The organism is Knoellia remsis (assembly GCF_003002895.1).
In the GTDB taxonomy this organism is placed as follows: Bacteria; Actinomycetota; Actinomycetes; order Actinomycetales; family Dermatophilaceae; genus Knoellia; species Knoellia remsis.
In genome coordinates this window covers 19502-37646 of sequence record NZ_PVTI01000030.1, presented here as the reverse complement: position 1 = coordinate 37646, position 18145 = coordinate 19502, and the positions used below count along the sequence as shown (strand labels likewise).

The window sequence follows — 18145 nt, the reverse complement described above, 5'->3', positions numbered from 1 at the left end:
CCTGTCACCCCGACACGGGTGCCCTCATCAGCGGGTACGTTCCGGTGTCGCTCGCGCCCACCCGCACCAGGAACGCCACGTCCAGCGATGCGGAGTCATCCGCGTACCGCGTCCCGGCCGCGATGGCCCGCCTCGTGAGGCTGCGTGACGGCACCTGCCGATTCCCCGGCTGCACCGCCTCCGCGAGGCAGACCGACCTCGACCACGTCATCCCCTGGCCCCAAGGACCCACACACCCGGGAAACCTCATCGCGCTCTGTCGACATCACCACCGCATCAAGCAACGCCACGACTGGCGCGTCCGACTCGACCCCGACGGCACCGCCACCTGGACCGACCCCACCGGCCGCGAGTTCACCACCCACCCCGTCGACCATTTGCGCCTCGCCACCGTGCACCCCAGCACGCCCGAAACCGAGAACACCAGCGACACCACGACAAGCGAGAAGCCCAGCACCCTCGAGACCCTGCTCGACGACCTCCTCGACACCGACCGCCACACGGCCCACGGCCGCCACGCTCACCGTCGGTACGCCGCCCGTAACTGCCGCACCTACGACGACCGAGGCCGACCCCTCTTCCACGACACCCGCACCGACCTCCACAGCGGACTGGTCAGGGGCCGCACGGTGCTCGTCGACATGCCGCCCCCGCCACCACGAGAACCCGAGACGATCCCCTTCTGAAACGTGACCGCCGCGTCAGGCGGCCACAGAGGGACCTTCGGCGCTCGACGCGGCCAAGCGAGCCTCGACGTCGGTAGCCATCTTGCGCTCCACCCAGAACGACAGGAACGGCACGCACCCCGCGAGCATCACGCCGACCATCTTCGGCAGCGACCAGCCGACCTTGAACCCGAGGTTCGCGGTGGCAACGAGATAGACCATGTAGATGAAGCCGTGCGGCTGCGGCCACCACCGCAGCGGGTTGTTCGGCCCCGACATCGCCGTGAAGTACTCGAGGACCAGCTCGACGACGAGCACGAGCAGCCCGACGCCCACGACGAACGCCATCACCTTGAAGAACGTCAGCGCCTTGCGCGCCGCATCGACGTCCCGGATCGCGCCACCGTCGACACCGCCGACACCGTCAGCGCCACTCGCATCGCCCTGCCTGCTGTTCACATCAGTCACGTCCCTCATTGTCCCCCGGCTCTCTGGGAGCCTGCTGCGCGGCCCGCGCCGCCTCGTCCTCACGCCGGTCCTCGCGCACGATCCGCCACCACATGTACAGCGCGAACGCCGCGAAGACCCACCACTGCAGCGCGTATGCCGCGTTGCGACCCCTGATCCCCGAGTCACCGACCGGAGTGGGCACCCGCTGCATCGAACCCACGAACTCCGCTGCGGGAGTAGGCGACTCGGCCTCCTGGAAGACGAACGCGTTGTACAGCTGCCCCGGCCAGCGGCCCACGAGGACCGAGGTGTCGATCGAGCCGAGCTGACCCTCGGGAGGCGCGTCACCGGCATACGGGCTCTCCGGCGGAGCCAGCCCACCACTCACGGTGACCGTCCCCCGCGGCACCGGCGGCGCGTCCTCCGGCGACGAGACGAACCCCCGCAGCACCGGCAGCGTCGCCCCGGTCGTCTCGACCCGCAACGGCGCGACGACCCAATAGCCGGTCCGCCCCTCGAGCCGCCGGTTCGCGACGATGACCTGGTCTGCGCCGAACGTCCCCGTCGCCGACACCGGCCGCGCACTCAACGAGTTCGGGAAGTCCTGGTGCGGCCGCAGCAGCGTCTGCACGGGCACGGGTGCCTGCGAGCGCGCCTTCTCGAGCGCGTCCTTGGCGGACTGGTCCTCGGCGACGCCGAGCTGCCACCGGCCGAGCTGGATGAACGCGACGACGACGAGCACGACGACCGCGAGCAGCGCGAGGTTGCGCGGCTTGCGGGCGGACTCGAGCACGTAGCGCAGCCTAAACGCCTCACCTGAGCGGAAACTCGGTGGCCCGAGCCCGTCCGCCACACCTAGCGTGAGGGACGCGATGCCGACGACCACGTGGCCCTACGAGCTGGAGCCAGACGCCACTCCCCCGACGAACGCCGACCGCCTGCTCCTGTGGCTGGTCCGGCTTCGTCGTCGTGTCGGTCATCCTGCTGCGCGGCTCGGTGCTCCTCGGTGTCGTCATGCTCGTCGGCGGGCCGCTGCTCATCTCGTCCCTGGCGCTCATCATGCGTCCGCTGCAGAAGCGCCAGCAGGCGCAGCGCGACCAGGCCGGCCGGCTCACCGCGCTCGGCGCGGACACCGTGGCCGGGTTGCGCGTGTTGCGCGGCGTGGGCGGTGAGGAGAACTTCCTCGGCCGGTATGCCGGCCAGTCCTCTCGCGTGCGCGACGCGGGCATCCGCATGGCCTCCGTGCAGGCGCTGCTCGACGCGGCGCAGGTGCTGCTGCCCGGCATCTTCGTCGTCGTGGTCACCGGCCTCGGCGCGCACCTCGCGGTCTCGGGCGAGATCTCCGCGGGGCAGCTCGTCGCGTTCTACGGGTACACCGCGTTCCTCACGATGCCACTGCGGACGGCGACGGAGTTCGTCAACAAGCTCATCACCTCGCGGGTCATGGCCGGCCGGCTCGTCCCCATCCTCGCGGCCGAGCCCGACCACCCGTCGTCCCAGATCGGTCCGTCCCGAACCGTCCAATTGGGTGGGATCGGGACAGGGGATGGGCCGCTCGTCGATCCTGTCTCGGGCGTGCGCATCGAGCCGGGCCAGCTCACCGCCATCGTGTCGGCGCGCCCCGAGGAGTCCGCGGCCATCGCGGCGCGCCTCGGCCGGATCGTGCCCGGACGGCACGGCGTGACCTGGGGCGACACCAGCCTCGACGACCTCCCCATCGAGGAGGTGCGCCGGCGCATCGTCGTCTCCGAGTCCGACCCGTACCTCTTCAGCGGTCCGGTGCGCGGCGAGCTCGACCCGAGCGGCCGGGCCGACGACACCGAGCTGTGGGCCGCCCTGCACACCGCCGATGCGGCCGACGCCATCGACTCGGTCGACGGCCGGCTCGACGGCGAGCTCGAGGAGCGCGGCCGCGCCCTCTCCGGCGGCCAGCGCCAGCGCCTCGCCCTCGCCCGTGCCCTCCTGCGCGACCCCGAGGTTCTCGTCCTCGTCGAGCCGACGAGCGCCGTCGACGCCCACACCGAGGCACGTATCGCCGAGCGGCTCCCGAAGCACCGGGCCGGCGCCACGACCGTCCTCGTCACGGCGAGCCCACTGCTCCTCGATCGCGCCGACACCGTCCTCGTCGCCGAGCACGGCAAGGTGACCGCCCACGGGACGCACCGCGACCTCTCGCGCGAGCACCCGGCATACCGGCGCATCGTCCTGCGCGGAGAAGGTGACTGAGCGATGACCCCGATCCTGTCCCGCATCGGCGAGACCGACCACGCCCGGCGCTCGCTGCCCATCGCGACCCGGCAGACCGTGACCAGGCACGTCCGCGTCCTGCTGCGCTCGCACCGGCGCCCGCTCGCCGTCGTCCTCGTCCTGCACGGGCTCGCGGCGCTCGTCGGGCTCGTCGGCCCGTGGGTCGTCGGGCAGATCGTCGAGACGGTCACCCGCGCCGGCCGCGACGGCAGCAGCACCGGCGCCGACCTCGGCCGCATCGACGTCCTCATCGGCGTCCTCGTCGCGGCGATCCTCGCCCAGACGGTGCTCACGTGGTTCGCGCGGCGGGCGGCGTTCGTGCTGTCCGAGCACGTCTTCGCGCGGCTGCGCGAGGACTTCGTCCGCGACGCCGTCCGGCTGCCGCTCTCGACGATCGAGCGTGCCGGCACCGGTGACCTCGTCGCGCGCACGACGAACGACATCGACGCGATGACCCACGTCATCCGGTTCGGCATCCCGGCCATCGTCGTGTCCGTCATGACCGTCACCGCCACCGTCGTCGCCGCAGTCTTCACCTCACCACTCGCGGCCCTCGCCCTGCTCACTCCGCTGCTGCTGCACGTCCCCTCGAGCCGGTGGTACCTCCGCCGCGCCGGTCGCGTCTACCTGTGGGAGCACGCGAGCTATGCCCGACTGAACTCCGTTGGCGCAGAGACGATCGAGGGCCTGCGCACCATGGATGCCCTCAGCCTGAGCGAGCGCCGCCGCGAGCGGTTCGACGACGCGCTCGATGAGGCCGCGCGGGCCGAACGGCTCGGCGTCTCGCTCCGGATGCGGTGGTTCCCGTGGCTGGAGATCGGCTTCTTCCTGCCCGTGGCCGTGTCGGTGCTGTGGGGTGGCTGGCTGTCGTGGAACGGCTACGTCACCATCGGCGCCGCGACCGCGGTGACGCTCTACATCCAGCAGATGCTCGACCCCCTCGGGGACCTGATCAGCTGGCTCGACGAGATCCAGTTCGCGGCAACGTCTCTCGCGCGCGTTCTCGGCGTCGGCGAGGTACCGCCGGACCGCATCGCCACGGGCGGGGAGCCCCACGGCGACGGCATCGCGGTCGAGGACGTCCGCTACTCCTACCGCGACGGCCGCGACGTCCTCCACGGCGTCTCGCTCACCCTGCGCCCCGGCGAACGCCTCGCCATCGTCGGCCCCTCCGGCGCCGGCAAGTCCACCCTCGGCCAGCTCATCGCCGGCATCGACGGTCCCCGCACCGGGCGAGTCACCGTCGGCGGAGTGCCCCTGGTCGACCTCACCCTCGCGCGACTCCGCGGCGAGGTCGCGCTCGTCACCCAGGAGCACCACGTCTTCGTGGGCACCGTGGGCGAGAACCTGCGCCTGCCGCGGCCGGGCGCCTCCGACGACGAGGTGTATGCCGCCCTCGCGGCCGTCGATGCCGACGCCTGGGTGCGTGCGCTCCCCGAGGGACTCGACACGACCGTCGGGTCCGGCGGGCACGCGCTCACCGACTCACAGGCGCAACAGCTCGCGCTGGCCCGGCTCGTCCTCGCCGACCCGCACACCCTCGTCCTCGACGAGGCGACGTCGCTGCTCGACCCGCGTGCCGCCCGGCACCTTGAACGCTCCCTCGCGGCAGTGACGCAGGGACGAACGGTGGTCGCGATAGCCCACCGGCTGCACACCGCCTACGACGCGGACCGGGTGTGCGTCGTCGACGGCGGCCGGATCGCCGAGCTCGGCACGCACGACGAGCTCATGGAGCGCGACGGCGCCTACGCCGCCCTGTGGCGCGCCTGGCGCGACGAGGACTGACGCGCCCGTCAGCCCAGATCGAGCGGGCGCGTCGCCGGGCCGGTGAGGACCTCGCCGTCCTGGCCGAACCGAGAACCGTGGCAGTAGCAGTCCCACGTCGTCTCGGCGTCGTTCCAGCGCAGCCGACAGCCGAGGTGGGTGCACCGCGGCGCGCCGGTGCGCAGCTGTCCGGTCACGAGGTCGGCGCCGACCTTGGCGTTGTCGACCGCGAGCTTCGGCAGCGCCCGCAGGGTGTCGCGGCGGGAGGCGTCGAACATCTCCGCCCACGCATTGTCCCGTCCGGCGATCGCGTCGGTGACCATCACCGCTGCAGCGCTTCCCGCAGCCAGCCCCCACTTGCCGAATCCCGTTGCGACAGCAGTGTTCTCGGCCAACGGCGGGCGACCGACATAGGGCACCGTATCGGGAGTCGTGTAGTCGTGGGCGAACCACCGGTGGTCGACCGACGTCACCGGGAAGGTGGCCCGGGTCCACCGCTCGAGGTCGGCCACCTTCTCGAGCCCGTCGCTGCCGTCGCCGACGTCGTGGCCGTTGCCGACGACGACGAGCCCGTGGCCACCCCCCGGGGGCGTCCAGGGACGCGTCGAGCGCGCCGGCTCATCGACTGAGATCGTCATGGACGCGGGCGGCGGCGAGGACAGCTGCACCGCGAGGCCGTAGGACCCCTTCGGCCGGGTGCGGGCGAAGAAGCCACCCATCAGCCCCGGCGGCAGCAACGTCGCGACGACGGCGTGGTCGGCGTTGACCGTGCCCGAGGACGTCGTCAGCTCGACACGGCCGTCTCCCTCGGCGATGTCCGTCACCCGAGCCCCCTCGTGGATGACCCCGCCGGCGCCCCGGACCGCGCGAGCCAGCCCGACGGCATACCGGCCGGCGTGCAGGTGCAGCTGGTCGGCGAAGACCACGCCGGAGTCGATCTCGAACGGCAGGTCGGATTCGGTGACGAAGGACGCCGGCAGTCCGAGCCGCACCGCGGCCTCGACCTCCCGCTCGATGCGAGACCGCGTCGAGGCGAACCGCCCGTAGGCCAGCGCGTCCGTCCGCGTCAGCTCGCACTCGATGCCGAGCTCGTCGGCGAGCCGCTCCACGAGCGCGATCCCCGCGACGTTGGCGTCGGCATACGCCTGTGCCTTCTCGACGCCCACGCGGTCAAGGAGGTCGGCGTAGACGAGCGAGTGCTGGGCGGTCACCTTGCCGGTCGTGTGCCCTGTCGTGCCGGTGCCGACGCGAGCGCCCTCGAGGACGACGACGCGCAACCCGTCGCGCAGCGCGAGCAGTGCCGTCGTCAGCCCGACGATGCCGGCGCCGACGACGGCGACATCGGTGTCCTCGTGCCCGGTGAGCAGCGTCGACAGCGACGGCCGCTCGTCGAGGTCCGCGAGCCACGGGCTGCCATGGGAGGTGCTGCTGTCCATGACAACCAGCCTCACCCCTCAGCCGGCGCTGCGCACTCTCATCGTGCTCACAGCCGGGTTCTTGGCGGGCACCGGGTCGAGCCTGCGGTAGGCCTCGTCCTGCGCGGGCCGCGGGTCGAGCTCACCGCGGTTCGGCCACAGCGACATCGCCCGCTCGGACTGTGCGGTGATCGTCAGCGACGGGTTGACCCCGAGGTTCGCCGAGATCGCCGACCCGTCGACGACGGAGATGCCGGGGTGCCCCCAGAGCCGGTGGTAGGCGTCGATGACGCCGGTCTCCGGCGAGTCACCGATGACGACGCCGCCGAGGAAGTGCGCGGTGAGCGGCACGTCGAAGACCTCGCCCCACGTGCCTCCGGCGATGGTGTACTCGCCGGTGAGCTTCTGGAGTCGCTGCGCCACGGCGGTCATCGCCTCGTGCCCGGCCTTGATGAAGGTGGGGTTGGGTTCGCCGTGGCCCTGGGTCGACGTGAGCCGGACCCGCCCGAAGAGGCCGCGCTTGCCGGACACCCGCAGCGAGTTGTCGCGGGTCTGCATGACGAGCCCGATGATGATCCGCTCGCTCCACCGGCGCGTCATGGGGAACTGCTTGAACAGCTGCTGCGGCTCGCGCAGCAGCGACAGGACGAACTCCACCGGACGCGGCCGCCCGGTGTCGCCGGGGACGAGCACCGTCGACAGCAGTCCCATCGCGTTCGATCCCGGGCCGTAGCGGACGTTCTCGACGTGCGTGTCCGCGTCCGGGTGGAACGACGACGTGATCGCAATCCCTTGTGCGAGTTCGGCTTTGGGGTCGACGTGCTGGGTCATGGCACCGAGCAGCGCCTCGCTGTTGGTCCGGGTCAGCTCGCCGAGCCGGCGCGACATCCGGGGCAGCTCGCCCTCGGCCGCCATCGTGTGCAGCAGCGTCTGGGTCCCCCACGTGCCCGCCGCGACGACGACGTGCCGGGCGGTGATGACGCGAGGGTCCTTGCCGGGCACGGGTCCGGTCCGCTCGTGCAGCACCCGATAGGTCTCGTATGCCGGCCGCTCGCCTCCGCTGCCCGGCACCACTCCCAGCCGGGTCACCGTGCGCATCGGCTCGATGACGACCCCGAGGTTCTCGGCGAGGTGGAGGTAGTTCTTGCGCAGCGTGTTCTTCGCGCCGTGACGACAGCCGACCATGCAGTTGCCGCACTGGGTGCAACCCTTGCGCTTCGGCCCGGCTCCCCCGAAGTAGGGGTCGTCCACCTCGACGCCCGGCTTGCCGAAGTAGATCCCGACGGGAGTCTTGTGGAAGGTCTCGGGCACACCCATGTCCGCGGCCACCTCGCGCCAGATCTGCTCGACGGGCCCCTCGATGGTGTTCTCGACGACACCGAGCATGCGCTGGGCGGTGTCGTAGTGGGGGGCGAGCTCGGCCTGCCAGTCGGTGATGTGGCCCCACTGCCGGTCGCGGAAGAACGGCTCCGGTGGGACGTAGAGGGTGTTCGCGTAGTTGAGCGAGCCACCGCCGACCCCCGCCCCGGCGAGGATCATGACGTCGGGCAGCTTGTGGATCCGCTGGATGCCGTAGCAGCCGAGCTGCGGCGCCCACAGGTAGTTGCGGGTATCCCAGGACGTCTTCGCGAAGTCCTCGTCCTCGAAGCGGCGCCCCGCCTCGAGCATGTGGACCGAGTAGCCCTTCTCCGCGAGCCGGAGCGCGGCGACCGACCCACCGAACCCGGTGCCGATGACGACGACGTCGACGTCGGTCCCTGCGGTGCCCGGCACGTCTGCGGCAGCGGCGGCCTCGCCGCCGATCCCGTTGTCGCTCACCGGAACCCGAGCCGGCGCATGCCCTTGAGGGCGAGCGTCATGACCTGCGCGTAGCGCTGCGCTGACAGCCCGGGCATTTCCCCGATGGGCACGAGCCGCTGCGCGGTGATGTTCTGGCTCTCGGTGTACTTGAGGATGCCCTCGCGTCCGTGGCGGCGGCCGATGCCGGAGGCCTTCATCCCGCCCATGGAGGCACCCATGGAACCCCACGCAGCGGCATACGCCTCGTTGATGTTGACCGTCCCGGTGCGGATGCGCGCGGCGACCCGGCGACCACGCGCGACGTCGCGCGTCCACACCGACGCGTTGAGGCCGTACTCGGTGTCGTTGGCGAAGGCGACCGCCTCGTCGTCGGAGCCGACCTCGTAGATCGAGACGACCGGTCCGAAGGTCTCGTCGTTGCGACACACCATCGCCTCGGTCACGCCGGTGAGGACCGTCGGCTCGTACACGAACGGTCCGACATCGGGGCGCGCCCGCCCCCCGGTGAGGACGACGGCGCCCTTGCTCCGGGCGTCCTCGACGTGCGCGGTCACGGTATCGAGCTGGCGCTGGCCGACGAGCGAGCCGATGTCGTAGTCGTAGGTGAGGGAGGTGCCGAGTCGCAGCTGCTCGACCGCGTCGACGAAGCGGGTGACGAACTCGTCCTTGACGTCGCGGTGCACGAGGATCCGCTCGGCGCTGATGCACAGCTGCCCGGCGGAGGCGAAGCTCGCCCGCACGGCACCGGCGACGGCCCGGTCGAGGTCGGCGTCGTCGGCGACGTAGAGGGAGTTCTTGCCGCCGAGCTCGAGACTGAACCCGACGAGCCGCTCGGCGGCGGACTGTCCGACCCGGCGGCCGGTCGGGGTGGAGCCGGTGTAGCAGATGTAGTCGGCCCGGTCGACGACCGCCTGCCCGGTCGAGGCACCTGGTCCGAGGACGACCTGGAGGACGCCGTCCGGCAGGCCTGCCTCCCGCAGCAGCTCGACCCCGGCGAGTGCGGTGAGCGAGGTCTGCTGGTCCGGGCGCAGGACCACGGCGTTGCCGGCGACGAGGGCCGGCATGGCGTCGGTGATGGCCAGGCTGAGCGGGTAGTTCCACGGTGAGACGACCCCGACGACGCCCTTGGGGCGACGGCTCTCGACGGCCTGCGACAGCACGGGGATGACGCCGGGGACACGGAGGTCGGCGAGGTAGTCCGCGGCGCGGCGGCCGTAGTGCCGGGCGGCGATGGCACAGTCGGCGATCTCCTCGAAGGCGTGCGCCCGCGATTTGCCCGACTCGAGCTGGATGAGGTCGAGCAGCTCGACCTGGCGCTCGAGGACGAGGTCGTGGAAGCGCATGAGCACCGCGGCCCGGCGCTCGACGTCCGTGGCCGCCCAGGCGCGCTGGGCTGCCCGGGCCGTGCTGATCGCGACGGCGACGTCCTCCGCGCTCGAGACCGGCAGCGACGCCACCGGCGCTCCGGTCATGGGGCTGTGGCTCACATGGTGCTCGGCGCCCGGCGAGGCGACCACGTCGGCGGCGAGCCGACGGACGCGGGCCGGGTCCACGGCATACGTGGCACTCGGGTCGAGCTCGGGGTCAACGACGACACCAGTCATTACCCAAGGGTAATCAGCGCGGCGGTGTCCGCGCCAGACTAGATTCGATGTTTGCCCGTCGCTGTGGCGGGAAGCACATGCACGTACCCTGCCTCGGTGCCGTACGCCCACGGCCCGGATGTCCTGCCTCGAAAGGCCCCCCATGACAACGACGTCGACCGCGTCACGCGGCCCACTCGCCCTGCTGGACCGCGCCCACACCGTGGCGCCGATGAGCTACAACCGCTGGCTCATCCCCCCGGCGGCACTCGCGATCCACCTCTGCATCGGGCAGGTGTACGCGACGAGCGTCTACAAGACGTCGATGGTGCAGCACTTCGGCGCGAGCCAGACCGCGATCGGCATCGTCTTCTCCATCGCCATCGTCATGCTCGGCCTGTCCGCCGCCGTGATGGGCACCTGGGTCGACCGCAAGGGCCCGCGCATGGCGATGTTCGTCGCCGCCTGTTGCTGGGCGCTCGGCTTCCTCGTCGGCTCGCTCGGCATCGCGACCAAGCAGCTGTGGCTGCTCTACCTCGGCTACGGGTTCATCGGCGGCATCGGGCTCGGCATCGGCTACATCTCCCCGGTGTCGACCCTCATCAAGTGGTTCCCGGACCGGCCGGGTCTCGCGACCGGCATGGCGATCATGGGCTTCGGTGGCGGTGCGATGGTCGCGAGCCCGCTCTCGCGGCAGCTGCTCTCGGCCTACGACCCCGACTTCGACCCGAGCACGCCGGGCTCGCTCGCCGACGGCCGGGCGCTCACGCTCCTCTTCGTCACCCTCGGCATCGCCTACTTCCTCATCATGATGGTCGGCGTCGCCAACGTCCGCGTTCCGGCGCCCGGGTGGAAGCCCGCCGGGTTCGACCCGTCGACGGTGAAGAAGAAGGCCCTCGTCTCCGACAGCGACGTCTCCGCCGCGAACGCCATCAAGACCCCGCAGTTCTGGCTGCTCTGGGTCGTCCTGTTCTGCAACGTCACCGCCGGCATCGGCATCCTCGAGCAGGCCGCTCCGATGGTGCAGGACTTCTTCCGCGGCGCCGACGGCACCTCGATGGTCGCGGCCGGTGCGGCGGGCGGGTTCGTCGGCCTGCTGTCGCTGTTCAACATGGGTGGCCGGTTCCTCTGGTCGACCGCGTCGGACAAGATCGGACGCAAGCCGATCTACATGATCTACCTCGGCGTCGGCCTCGTCTGCTACGTCCTGCTCGCCACGCAGGGTCACAACGCCGTCGGCCTCTTCGTCCTCCTCGCGGCGATCATCCTGTCGTTCTACGGCGGCGGGTTCGCGACCGTCCCGGCCTACCTGCGCGACCTCTTCGGCGTCTTCCAGGTCGGCGCCATCCACGGCCGGCTCCTCACCGCGTGGTCGGCCGCCGGTGTCGCCGGGCCGCTCATCATCAACGCCTTCCTCGACGCCCAGGGCAAGCCGGGCACGCTGACGGCGGAGGCGTACCGCCCGGCCCTGCTCACCATGGTCGGCATCCTCGCCGTCGGGTTCGTCGCGAACCTGCTCATCCGGCCCGTCGCCGACCGGTTCCACGAGCCGAAGGACGTCGTCGCCGCACAGGCGTCGAAGGACAAGGAGTTCGCGGCCGAGGCCGAGGCGGCCGAGGCGACCCACTCGAGCTCGTCGACGGTGCGCGTCGTCTTCTCCTGGGGCCTGGCGATCGCGCTGCTGGCCTACGGCGTGTTCCAGACCCTCACGACCGCGGCGAAGCTCTTCAGCTGAGCCGGCGCGCGAAGGCGCGCACCCGGCATACGACCGTTGTTTCGGTATGCCGGGTGCGCGCCTTGCGTATGCCGGTCACCGGCCCTCGTAGGGGGCGACGACGACCTCGACGCGCTGGAAGTCCTTGAGCTCGGTGTAGCCGGTCGTCGCCATGGCCCGGCGCAGCGCCCCGATGAGGTTCGTCGTGCCGTCGGCGACGGTGCTCGGCCCGAAGAGGACCTCCTCGAGCGAGGCGACGCCGCCCACCTCGACCCGCTCGCCACGCGGCAGCTCGGCGTGGTGCGCCTCCGGGCCCCAGTGGAAGCCGCGGCCCGGCGCCTCGGTCGTGCGGGCGAGCGCGGCGCCGAGCATGACGGCGTCGGAGCCGCACGCGACGGCCTTGACGATGTCGCCGCTCGTGCCGACACCCCCGTCGGCGATGACGTGGACGTAGCGACCGCCGCTCTCGTCGAGGTAGTCGCGCCGTGCCGCCGCCACGTCGGCGATGGCCGACGCCATCGGCGCGTGGATGCCGAGGGTCCGGCGCGTCGTGTGCGCCGCGCCGCCGCCGAAGCCGACGAGCACACCCGCCGCGCCGGTGCGCATGAGGTGCAGCGCCGCCGAGTAGGACGCGGCCCCGCCGACGATGACCGGCACGTCGAGCTCGTAGATGAACCGCTTGAGGTTGAGCGGCTCGGCGCGGCCCGAGACGTGTTCGGCCGACACGGTCGTACCCCGGATCACGAAGAGGTCGACGCCGGCGTCGACGACGGTCTTCCACAGCTGCTGCGTGCGCTGCGGCGTCAGTGCGCCGGCCACGGTGACACCGGCGTCCCGGATTGCGCGCAGCCGCTCGACGATGAGCTCGGGCACGATGTCGGCGCGGTAGATCTCCTGCATCCGCGTCGTCGCGAGCGCCGGCTCGAGCGTGGCGATCTCGGCGAGGAGCGGCGCCGGGTCCTCGTAGCGGGTCCACAGGCCCTCGAGGTCGAGCACCGGCAGACCGCCCGCCTGCCCGAACGCGACCGCCGTCTCCGGCGACATGACCGAGTCCATCGGCGCGGCGATGACCGGGATGTCGAAGTGGTAGGCGTCGATCTGCCAGCCGACGTTGACGTCCTCCGGGTCACGGGTGCGCCGGGACGGCACGACGGCGACGTCGTCGAAGGAGTACGCGCGTCGCGCGCGCTTGCCACGGCCGATCTCGATCTCGTTCACGCACGCAGCCTAACGGCGCGGGAATAGATGGATTGGCGCCGGAGGTTCGCGCAGGAGCACAATGCTCGGTGGCGGCCATTTCGACGGGCGCTCGCGTCTGTCGGCATGACGCGCCCGCCCGAACTCTCGTCCCGGCAGCGTCGCCGCACTCTCTCCGCCGCTCACCGCTCTCACTGCTCTTCGAGGAGCCCAGTTTGTCAAGCCCTGCGCAAACCACCGAGTACCCCGACAAGATCGACGGTGCCGTCCTCAAGATCGCGGGTGTCGTCGTCCTCGGCGCCATCATGTCGATCCTCGACATCACCGTCGTCAACGTCGCCCTCCCCGACCTCCAGGTCACCTTCACCGGCGCCGACAACCCGCTGCCCTACTCGACCGTCGCGTGGACCGTCACGGCCTACACGCTCGCGCTCGCGACCGTCATCCCGCTGACCGGGTGGGCCGCCGACCGCTTCGGCACCAAGCGCCTCTACATGCTGGCGCTGCTGCTCTTCACCCTCGGCTCGGTCCTCTGCGCCGCGGCCCAGAGCATCAACATGCTCATCCTCTTCCGGGTCATCCAGGGCCTCGGCGGCGGTCTGCTCATGCCGCTCGGCATGACGATCATGACCCGCGCGGCCGGCCCGGCCCGCATGGGCCGCCTCATGGCGATCCTCGGTGTGCCGATGCTGCTCGGCCCGATCGGTGGCCCGATCCTCGGTGGCTGGCTCATCGACAAGGTGTCGTGGCACTGGATCTTCCTCATCAACCTTCCGCTCGGCATCATCGCGCTGGCGTATGCCGCGTGGGCGCTTCCCGCGGACAAGCCGGAGCCGACCGAGTCGTTCGACTTCCTCGGCATGGCGCTGATGAGCCCGGGTCTGGCGATGTTCCTCTACGGCGTCTCCTCGATCCCGGACGAGGGCACGTTCCTCTCGGCCAAGGTGCTCGGCTTCGCCGGTGTCGGCCTCGCGCTCATCGTGGCGTTCGTCTTCCACAGCTTCCGGCCCGAGCACCCGCTGCTCGACCTGCGGCTGTTCAAGAACAAGAACCTCACGGTCGCGACGATCACGATGTTCATCTTCGCCGGCGCCTTCTTCGGCGGCCTGCTCCTCGTGCCGACGTACCTCCAGCAGGTGCGTGGCGAGAGCGCCCTCAGCGCCGGCCTGCTCGTCGCCCCGCAGGGCATCGGCGCCATGCTCACGATGCCGATCGCTGGAGCCCTCGCCGACAAGATGCCCGTCGGCCGCATCGTGCCCTTCGGCCTGCTGCTCATCACCGGCGGCATGTTCGCCCTGACCCAGGTCGACGCGGACACGTCCTACTGGGGCTACCTCATCCCGGTCCTGTTCGTCATGGGCCTCGGCATGGGCGGCACGATGATGCCGCTCATGACCTCGGCCATCAAGACGCTCACGGCGCACCAGGTGGCCCGCGGCTCGACCCTGCTCAACATCACCCAGCAGGTCGCGAGCTCGATCGGTGTCGCGATCATCTCCGTCGTCCTCACCAACGGCCTCAACAACGACCCGCTCGTGTCGCAGGCTCGTGAGTTCGGTGAGAAGGCCCCGAAGACCGACCCGTCGCAGATCCCGTCGCTGCTGCAGCAGTACCCCGCCGTCGGCGAGATCCTCGGCAAGTTCCAGGACCAGGCCGCCGGCCAGGCCGCCCTGCTCGACGCGGTCCGCCAGAAGATGGGCGAGGTCTTCGGCAGCACCTTCCTCGTCGCCGCGATCATGGTGGCGTTCACCCTCGTGTCCGCGTGGTTCCTGCCGCGACAGCGCGAGGTGAGCCACCTGCTCGACGAGGAGAGTGCCGACGAGGTCGCTCCCCCGGTCGTCCTCCACTGACGCCCTGACCGACCGCCCGGTCGGTCACCCATCGAAGGCCGGTCCCGTCCGCGGGGCCGGCCTTCGGCATGCTGGGGCCATGGACGCTCCCACGCCGGGCCGGCTCAACGCGATCACCGACGTCGCGGGAGTGCGCGTCGGGCAGGTCACCCGCGACGAGCCGGGCTGGCTGACCGGGGTCACCGTCGTCGTCCCACCCGAGGGCACGGTCGGCGGGGTCTGCGTCGCAGGAGGCGCACCCGGCACCCGTGAGACCGACCTGCTCGACCCGACGAAGCTCGTCGACCGCGTCGACGCGGTCGTCCTCACCGGTGGCAGCGCGTTCGGGCTCGCCACCGCAGACGGCGTCATGCAGGAGTCGTATGCCGCGGGGCGCGGGTGGCCGGTCGGGTCACCGGAGTCCCCGGGTCAGGTCGTCCCGATCGTCCCCGCAGCCGTCGTGTTCGACCTCGGCCGGGGCGGCGTCTTCGAGAACACCCCGACCGCGGACGACGGGGCCCGGGCATGGCGCGAGGCCACCGACGGCCCGGTGGCGCAGGGAAGCGTCGGCGCCGGCACCGGAGCCGCGGCCGGCGGCCTCAAGGGCGGCGTCGGGACGGCGAGCGCCGTCGGCGGCGGCGTCACCGTCGGCGCCCTCGTCGTCGTCAACGCGATGGGCTCGCCGTGTGCTCCCGATGGTTCCCTGTATGCCGTCCGGTCCGGTCTCGCGGGCGAGTTCGACGACGTGCCCACGCCGGATCCTGCTGCGGCACAGGCCTACTGGGAGCAGCGCGCTGCCGAGACCGAGGCGCTGCGTGCGGGCACCGCGACGACCATCGCCGTCGTCGCCACCGACGCCGCCCTCACCAAGACCCAGTGCCGGGCGCTCGCCGAGGTGAGTCAGGACGGACTGGCACGGGCGCTCTCGCCGGTGCACACGGCATACGACGGGGACACGGTGTTCACCCTCGCGACCGGCGCCCGGTCGACACCTGAGGGCGTCGACCTCGTGGCGCTCCAGACCGCGGCCGCCGACTGCCTCACCCGCGCCATCGGGCACGCGATGCTCGCCGCCACGTCCGTCGACCGCACCGGCGACGGCGGCGTCACCCTGCGGTCGTGGCGAGCGACGATGGTAGATCGGTAGACATCGAAGGTAGACTTCCACCATGGTGCAGCTCAACATCAAGAACGAGCGCGTGGTCACCTTGGCCCGTGACGTCGCCGCGCGCACCGGACAGACCCAGACCGGCGCCATCGAGAGCGCCCTCGAGCGCTATCTCGCCGACCTCGTCCGTGAGGCCGAGCGCGACTCCAAGAAGGATGAAGTCGACCGGCTGCTGGCCCAGATCGACGCAGAGCGGCTTCCCGGAGGCCCGAGCGTCGAGGAGATCATGGACGACCTGTACGACCCCGAGACGGGGCTGCCTCGGTGATCGTCGACTCGTCGGCCCTCGTCGCCATCCACGAGGCGGAGCCCGAGCGTGCCGCCTTCGTCGCCGCGATCAGGGCCGCGGCGACACGTCGGATGTCGGCCGCGACGTACGTGGAGTGCGGAATCGTCCTCGACCGTCGTCCATCCACTCACGGGTCCAGCCGACTCGACGACCTGCTGACGAGTCTCGACATCGCCGTGGTCCCACTCACGGTGGAACAAGCGCGGGCAGCCAGGCGTGCGCACACCCGGTTCGGTCGCGGCTCAGGTCATCCGGCGCGGCTCAACCTCGGCGACTGCTTGTCCTACGCCCTCGCTGTGACCGAGGACGAGCCGCTGCTGTTCAAGGGCGACGACTTCAGCCACACCCACGTGCGCGTCGCCATCGAGGAGCTCGCTCAGCGCGAGGAGTAGTTGGGCGCCTCGACGATGCCGGAGATGTCGTGCGGGTGGCTCTCCTTGAGCCCTGCCGTCGTGATGCGCATGAACCGGCCCCGCGACTTCAGCTCGGGGACGGTGCGCGCGCCGACATAGAACATCGACTGGTGCAGGCCGCCGACGAGCTGGTGCGCGACGGCGCCGACCGGGCCGCGGTAGGCGACCTGGCCCTCGATGCCCTCGGGGACGATCTTGTCGTCACTCGTGACGTCGGCCTGGAAGTAACGGTCCTTGGAGTAGGACTTCTTGCCGCGCGAGCTCATCGCGCCGAGCGAGCCCATGCCGCGGTAGGCCTTGAACTGCTTGCCGTTGATGAAGACGAGCTCACCGGGCGACTCCTCACAGCCGGCGAAGAGCGAACCGATCATCACGGTGTCGGCGCCGACGACGAGCGCCTTGGCGATGTCGCCGGAGTACTGCAGGCCACCGTCACCGATGAGCGGGATGCCGGCCGGGGTGCAGGCCTGCGCGGCGTTGTGGATCGCGGTGACCTGCGGGACGCCGACGCCGGCGACGACCCGGGTCGTGCAGATCGAGCCGGGCCCGACACCGACCTTGACGCCGTCGACACCGGCGTCGATGAGCGCTTGGGCGCCAGCGCGGGTGGCGATGTTGCCGCCGATGACCTGGACGTGCCGGGTCGCGGGGTCCTTCTTGATCCGCTCGATCATCTCGAGCAGGAGGCGGGCGTGGCCGTGCGCGGTGTCGACGACGAGGACGTCGACACCGGCGTCGATGAGGGTCGTGGCGCGCTGCCACGCCTCGCCGAAGTAGCCGACCGCGGCACCGACGAGAAGCCGGCCGGAGCCGTCCTTGCTCGCGTGGGGGTACTGCTCGGACTTCACGAAGTCCTTGACGGTGATGAGGCCGGTGAGCCGGCCTTCGCCGTCGACGAGCGGGAGGCGCTCGCGCTTGTGCTGGCGGAGCAGGCGGGTGGCCTCCTCGTGGCTGATGTCCTCGGCGCCGGTGATGAGCGGCATCGGGGTCATGACGTCGCGCACCAGGGTCGTGGTCCACTCGGCGACGGGGGTGAAGCGCAGGTCGCGGTTGGTCACGATGCCGAGGAGGCGCTGACCCTCGTCGACCACCGGGAGACCGGAGACGCGGTAGCGACCGCAGCGCTCGTCGAGCTCCTCGAGGGTGGCGTCCGGGCCGATCGTCACCGGGTTGGAGATGCGGCCGGTCTGGGTCCGCTTGACGAGGTCGACCTGGTAGGCCTGGTCCTCGATCGAGAGGTTGCGGTGCAGGATGCCGAGGCCACCCTGGCGGGCCATGGCGATCGCCATGCGGGCCTCGGTGACGGTGTCCATCGCGGCCGACACGAGCGGCACGCGCAGGCTGATCTCGCGGGTGAGACGCGAGGTCGTGTCGACCTCGCTCGGGATGACGTCGGTCTCGCCCGGCTGGAGCAGGACGTCGTCATAGGTCAGCCCGAGCTCGGCGAACGGCGCGGGCGGAAGCGGTTGGGCGGACTCGGCCACGGAGGGGGCCGGGGTGTGAGCGGCGGCAGCGGTGGCGGGCTCAGCGTCGAGGTGGGCGGCGTGCGGGTCGACGTCAAGGCTCATTGCCCAATTCTAGGGCAGCGGTGCGCGGGCGCCGAACCGC

15 protein-coding genes are annotated in these 18145 nt (G+C 71.2%); 8 read left to right on the top strand and 7 right to left on the bottom strand.

What is annotated here, in order from left to right:
- The coding region (locus tag BCF74_RS17425) for an HNH endonuclease signature motif containing protein (protein ID WP_170070266.1) at positions 1-686 on the top strand (686 nt) is incomplete at its 5' end.
- 15 nt (positions 687-701) lie between these two features.
- Here the strand turns inward: BCF74_RS17425 and BCF74_RS14930 are convergent.
- Both BCF74_RS14930 and BCF74_RS14925 read right to left on the bottom strand, forming a co-directional pair.
- Entirely contained in the window at positions 702-1061 is a 360-nt protein-coding gene (locus tag BCF74_RS14930) for a DUF3817 domain-containing protein (RefSeq protein WP_281257198.1), read from the bottom strand.
- A 64-nt stretch (positions 1062-1125) separates the two neighbouring features.
- A complete protein-coding gene (locus tag BCF74_RS14925) occupies positions 1126-1908 on the bottom strand; it encodes an SURF1 family protein (protein ID WP_106298748.1) in 783 nt (260 codons plus the stop codon).
- A 176-nt stretch (positions 1909-2084) separates the two neighbouring features.
- On the opposite strand from BCF74_RS14925, the gene BCF74_RS14920 reads away from it, so the two are divergent.
- The gene (locus BCF74_RS14920; RefSeq protein ID WP_245889392.1) at positions 2085-3341 is read left to right on the top strand and encodes an ABC transporter transmembrane domain-containing protein; all 1257 of its coding nucleotides are present in this window, start codon (positions 2085-2087) and stop codon (positions 3339-3341) included.
- Between the two features lie 3 nt (positions 3342-3344).
- Positions 3345-5150: an ABC transporter ATP-binding protein gene (locus tag BCF74_RS14915; protein ID WP_106298747.1), complete on the top strand. Its 1806-nt coding sequence runs from the start codon at positions 3345-3347 to the stop codon at positions 5148-5150.
- 8 nt (positions 5151-5158) lie between these two features.
- Here the strand turns inward: BCF74_RS14915 and BCF74_RS14910 are convergent, their stop codons facing one another.
- Genes BCF74_RS14910 through BCF74_RS14900 form a run of 3 tightly spaced genes read right to left on the bottom strand, consistent with a single transcriptional unit; the run spans position 5159 to position 9948 of the window.
- Positions 5159-6565, bottom strand: coding sequence for an FAD-dependent oxidoreductase (locus BCF74_RS14910; RefSeq protein WP_106298746.1), 1407 nt, complete (start codon positions 6563-6565; stop codon positions 5159-5161).
- An 18-nt stretch (positions 6566-6583) separates the two neighbouring features.
- Complete coding sequence (locus BCF74_RS14905; RefSeq protein WP_106298755.1) at positions 6584-8317, bottom strand: GMC oxidoreductase; 1734 nt, start codon at positions 8315-8317, stop codon at positions 6584-6586.
- A 41-nt stretch (positions 8318-8358) separates the two neighbouring features.
- The gene (locus BCF74_RS14900) at positions 8359-9948 is read right to left on the bottom strand and encodes a succinic semialdehyde dehydrogenase (RefSeq protein WP_106298745.1); all 1590 of its coding nucleotides are present in this window, start codon (positions 9946-9948) and stop codon (positions 8359-8361) included.
- A 142-nt stretch (positions 9949-10090) separates the two neighbouring features.
- On the opposite strand from BCF74_RS14900, the gene BCF74_RS14895 reads away from it, so the two are divergent.
- Entirely contained in the window at positions 10091-11662 is a 1572-nt protein-coding gene (locus tag BCF74_RS14895; RefSeq protein ID WP_106298744.1) for an OFA family MFS transporter, read from the top strand.
- 75 nt (positions 11663-11737) lie between these two features.
- On the opposite strand, the gene BCF74_RS14890 is transcribed toward BCF74_RS14895, so the two are convergent.
- A complete protein-coding gene (locus tag BCF74_RS14890; protein ID WP_106298743.1) occupies positions 11738-12859 on the bottom strand; it encodes a GuaB3 family IMP dehydrogenase-related protein in 1122 nt (373 codons plus the stop codon).
- 194 nt (positions 12860-13053) lie between these two features.
- On the opposite strand from BCF74_RS14890, the gene BCF74_RS14885 reads away from it, so the two are divergent.
- From BCF74_RS14885 to BCF74_RS14870, 4 genes are all read left to right on the top strand, one after another.
- On the top strand, positions 13054-14688 hold the full coding sequence (locus BCF74_RS14885) for a DHA2 family efflux MFS transporter permease subunit (RefSeq protein ID WP_106298742.1): 1635 nt from the start codon (positions 13054-13056) through the stop codon (positions 14686-14688).
- 79 nt (positions 14689-14767) lie between these two features.
- Complete coding sequence (locus tag BCF74_RS14880; protein WP_106298754.1) at positions 14768-15814, top strand: P1 family peptidase; 1047 nt, start codon at positions 14768-14770, stop codon at positions 15812-15814.
- Between the two features lie 22 nt (positions 15815-15836).
- Positions 15837-16103, top strand: coding sequence for a type II toxin-antitoxin system VapB family antitoxin (locus BCF74_RS14875; RefSeq protein ID WP_106298741.1), 267 nt, complete (start codon positions 15837-15839; stop codon positions 16101-16103).
- Entirely contained in the window at positions 16100-16516 is a 417-nt protein-coding gene (locus BCF74_RS14870) for a type II toxin-antitoxin system VapC family toxin (RefSeq protein ID WP_106298740.1), read from the top strand. Before BCF74_RS14875 ends, BCF74_RS14870 begins: the two co-directional genes overlap by 4 nt.
- Here BCF74_RS14870 and guaB read toward each other — a convergent pair.
- On the bottom strand, positions 16501-18105 hold the full coding sequence (guaB, locus tag BCF74_RS14865; RefSeq protein ID WP_245889391.1) for an IMP dehydrogenase: 1605 nt from the start codon (positions 18103-18105) through the stop codon (positions 16501-16503). The genes BCF74_RS14870 and guaB overlap by 16 nt on opposite strands.
- Positions 18106-18145 lie beyond the last annotated feature (40 nt).

What these genes read in the sequence shown, in the direction of transcription:
- BCF74_RS14915 (WP_106298747.1), top strand. Translation starts at nt 3,345, where the DNA reads ATGACCCCGATCCTGTCCCGCATCGGCGAGACCGACCACGCCCGGCGC.
- BCF74_RS14910 (WP_106298746.1), bottom strand. Translation starts at nt 6,565, where the DNA reads ATGGACAGCAGCACCTCCCATGGCAGCCCGTGGCTCGCGGACCTCGAC.
- BCF74_RS14900 (WP_106298745.1), bottom strand. Translation starts at nt 9,948, where the DNA reads ATGACTGGTGTCGTCGTTGACCCCGAGCTCGACCCGAGTGCCACGTAT.
- BCF74_RS14895 (WP_106298744.1), top strand. Translation starts at nt 10,091, where the DNA reads ATGACAACGACGTCGACCGCGTCACGCGGCCCACTCGCCCTGCTGGAC.
- BCF74_RS14880 (WP_106298754.1), top strand. Translation starts at nt 14,768, where the DNA reads ATGGACGCTCCCACGCCGGGCCGGCTCAACGCGATCACCGACGTCGCG.
- BCF74_RS14875 (WP_106298741.1), top strand. Translation starts at nt 15,837, where the DNA reads ATGGTGCAGCTCAACATCAAGAACGAGCGCGTGGTCACCTTGGCCCGT.
- guaB (WP_245889391.1), bottom strand. Translation starts at nt 18,105, where the DNA reads ATGAGCCTTGACGTCGACCCGCACGCCGCCCACCTCGACGCTGAGCCC.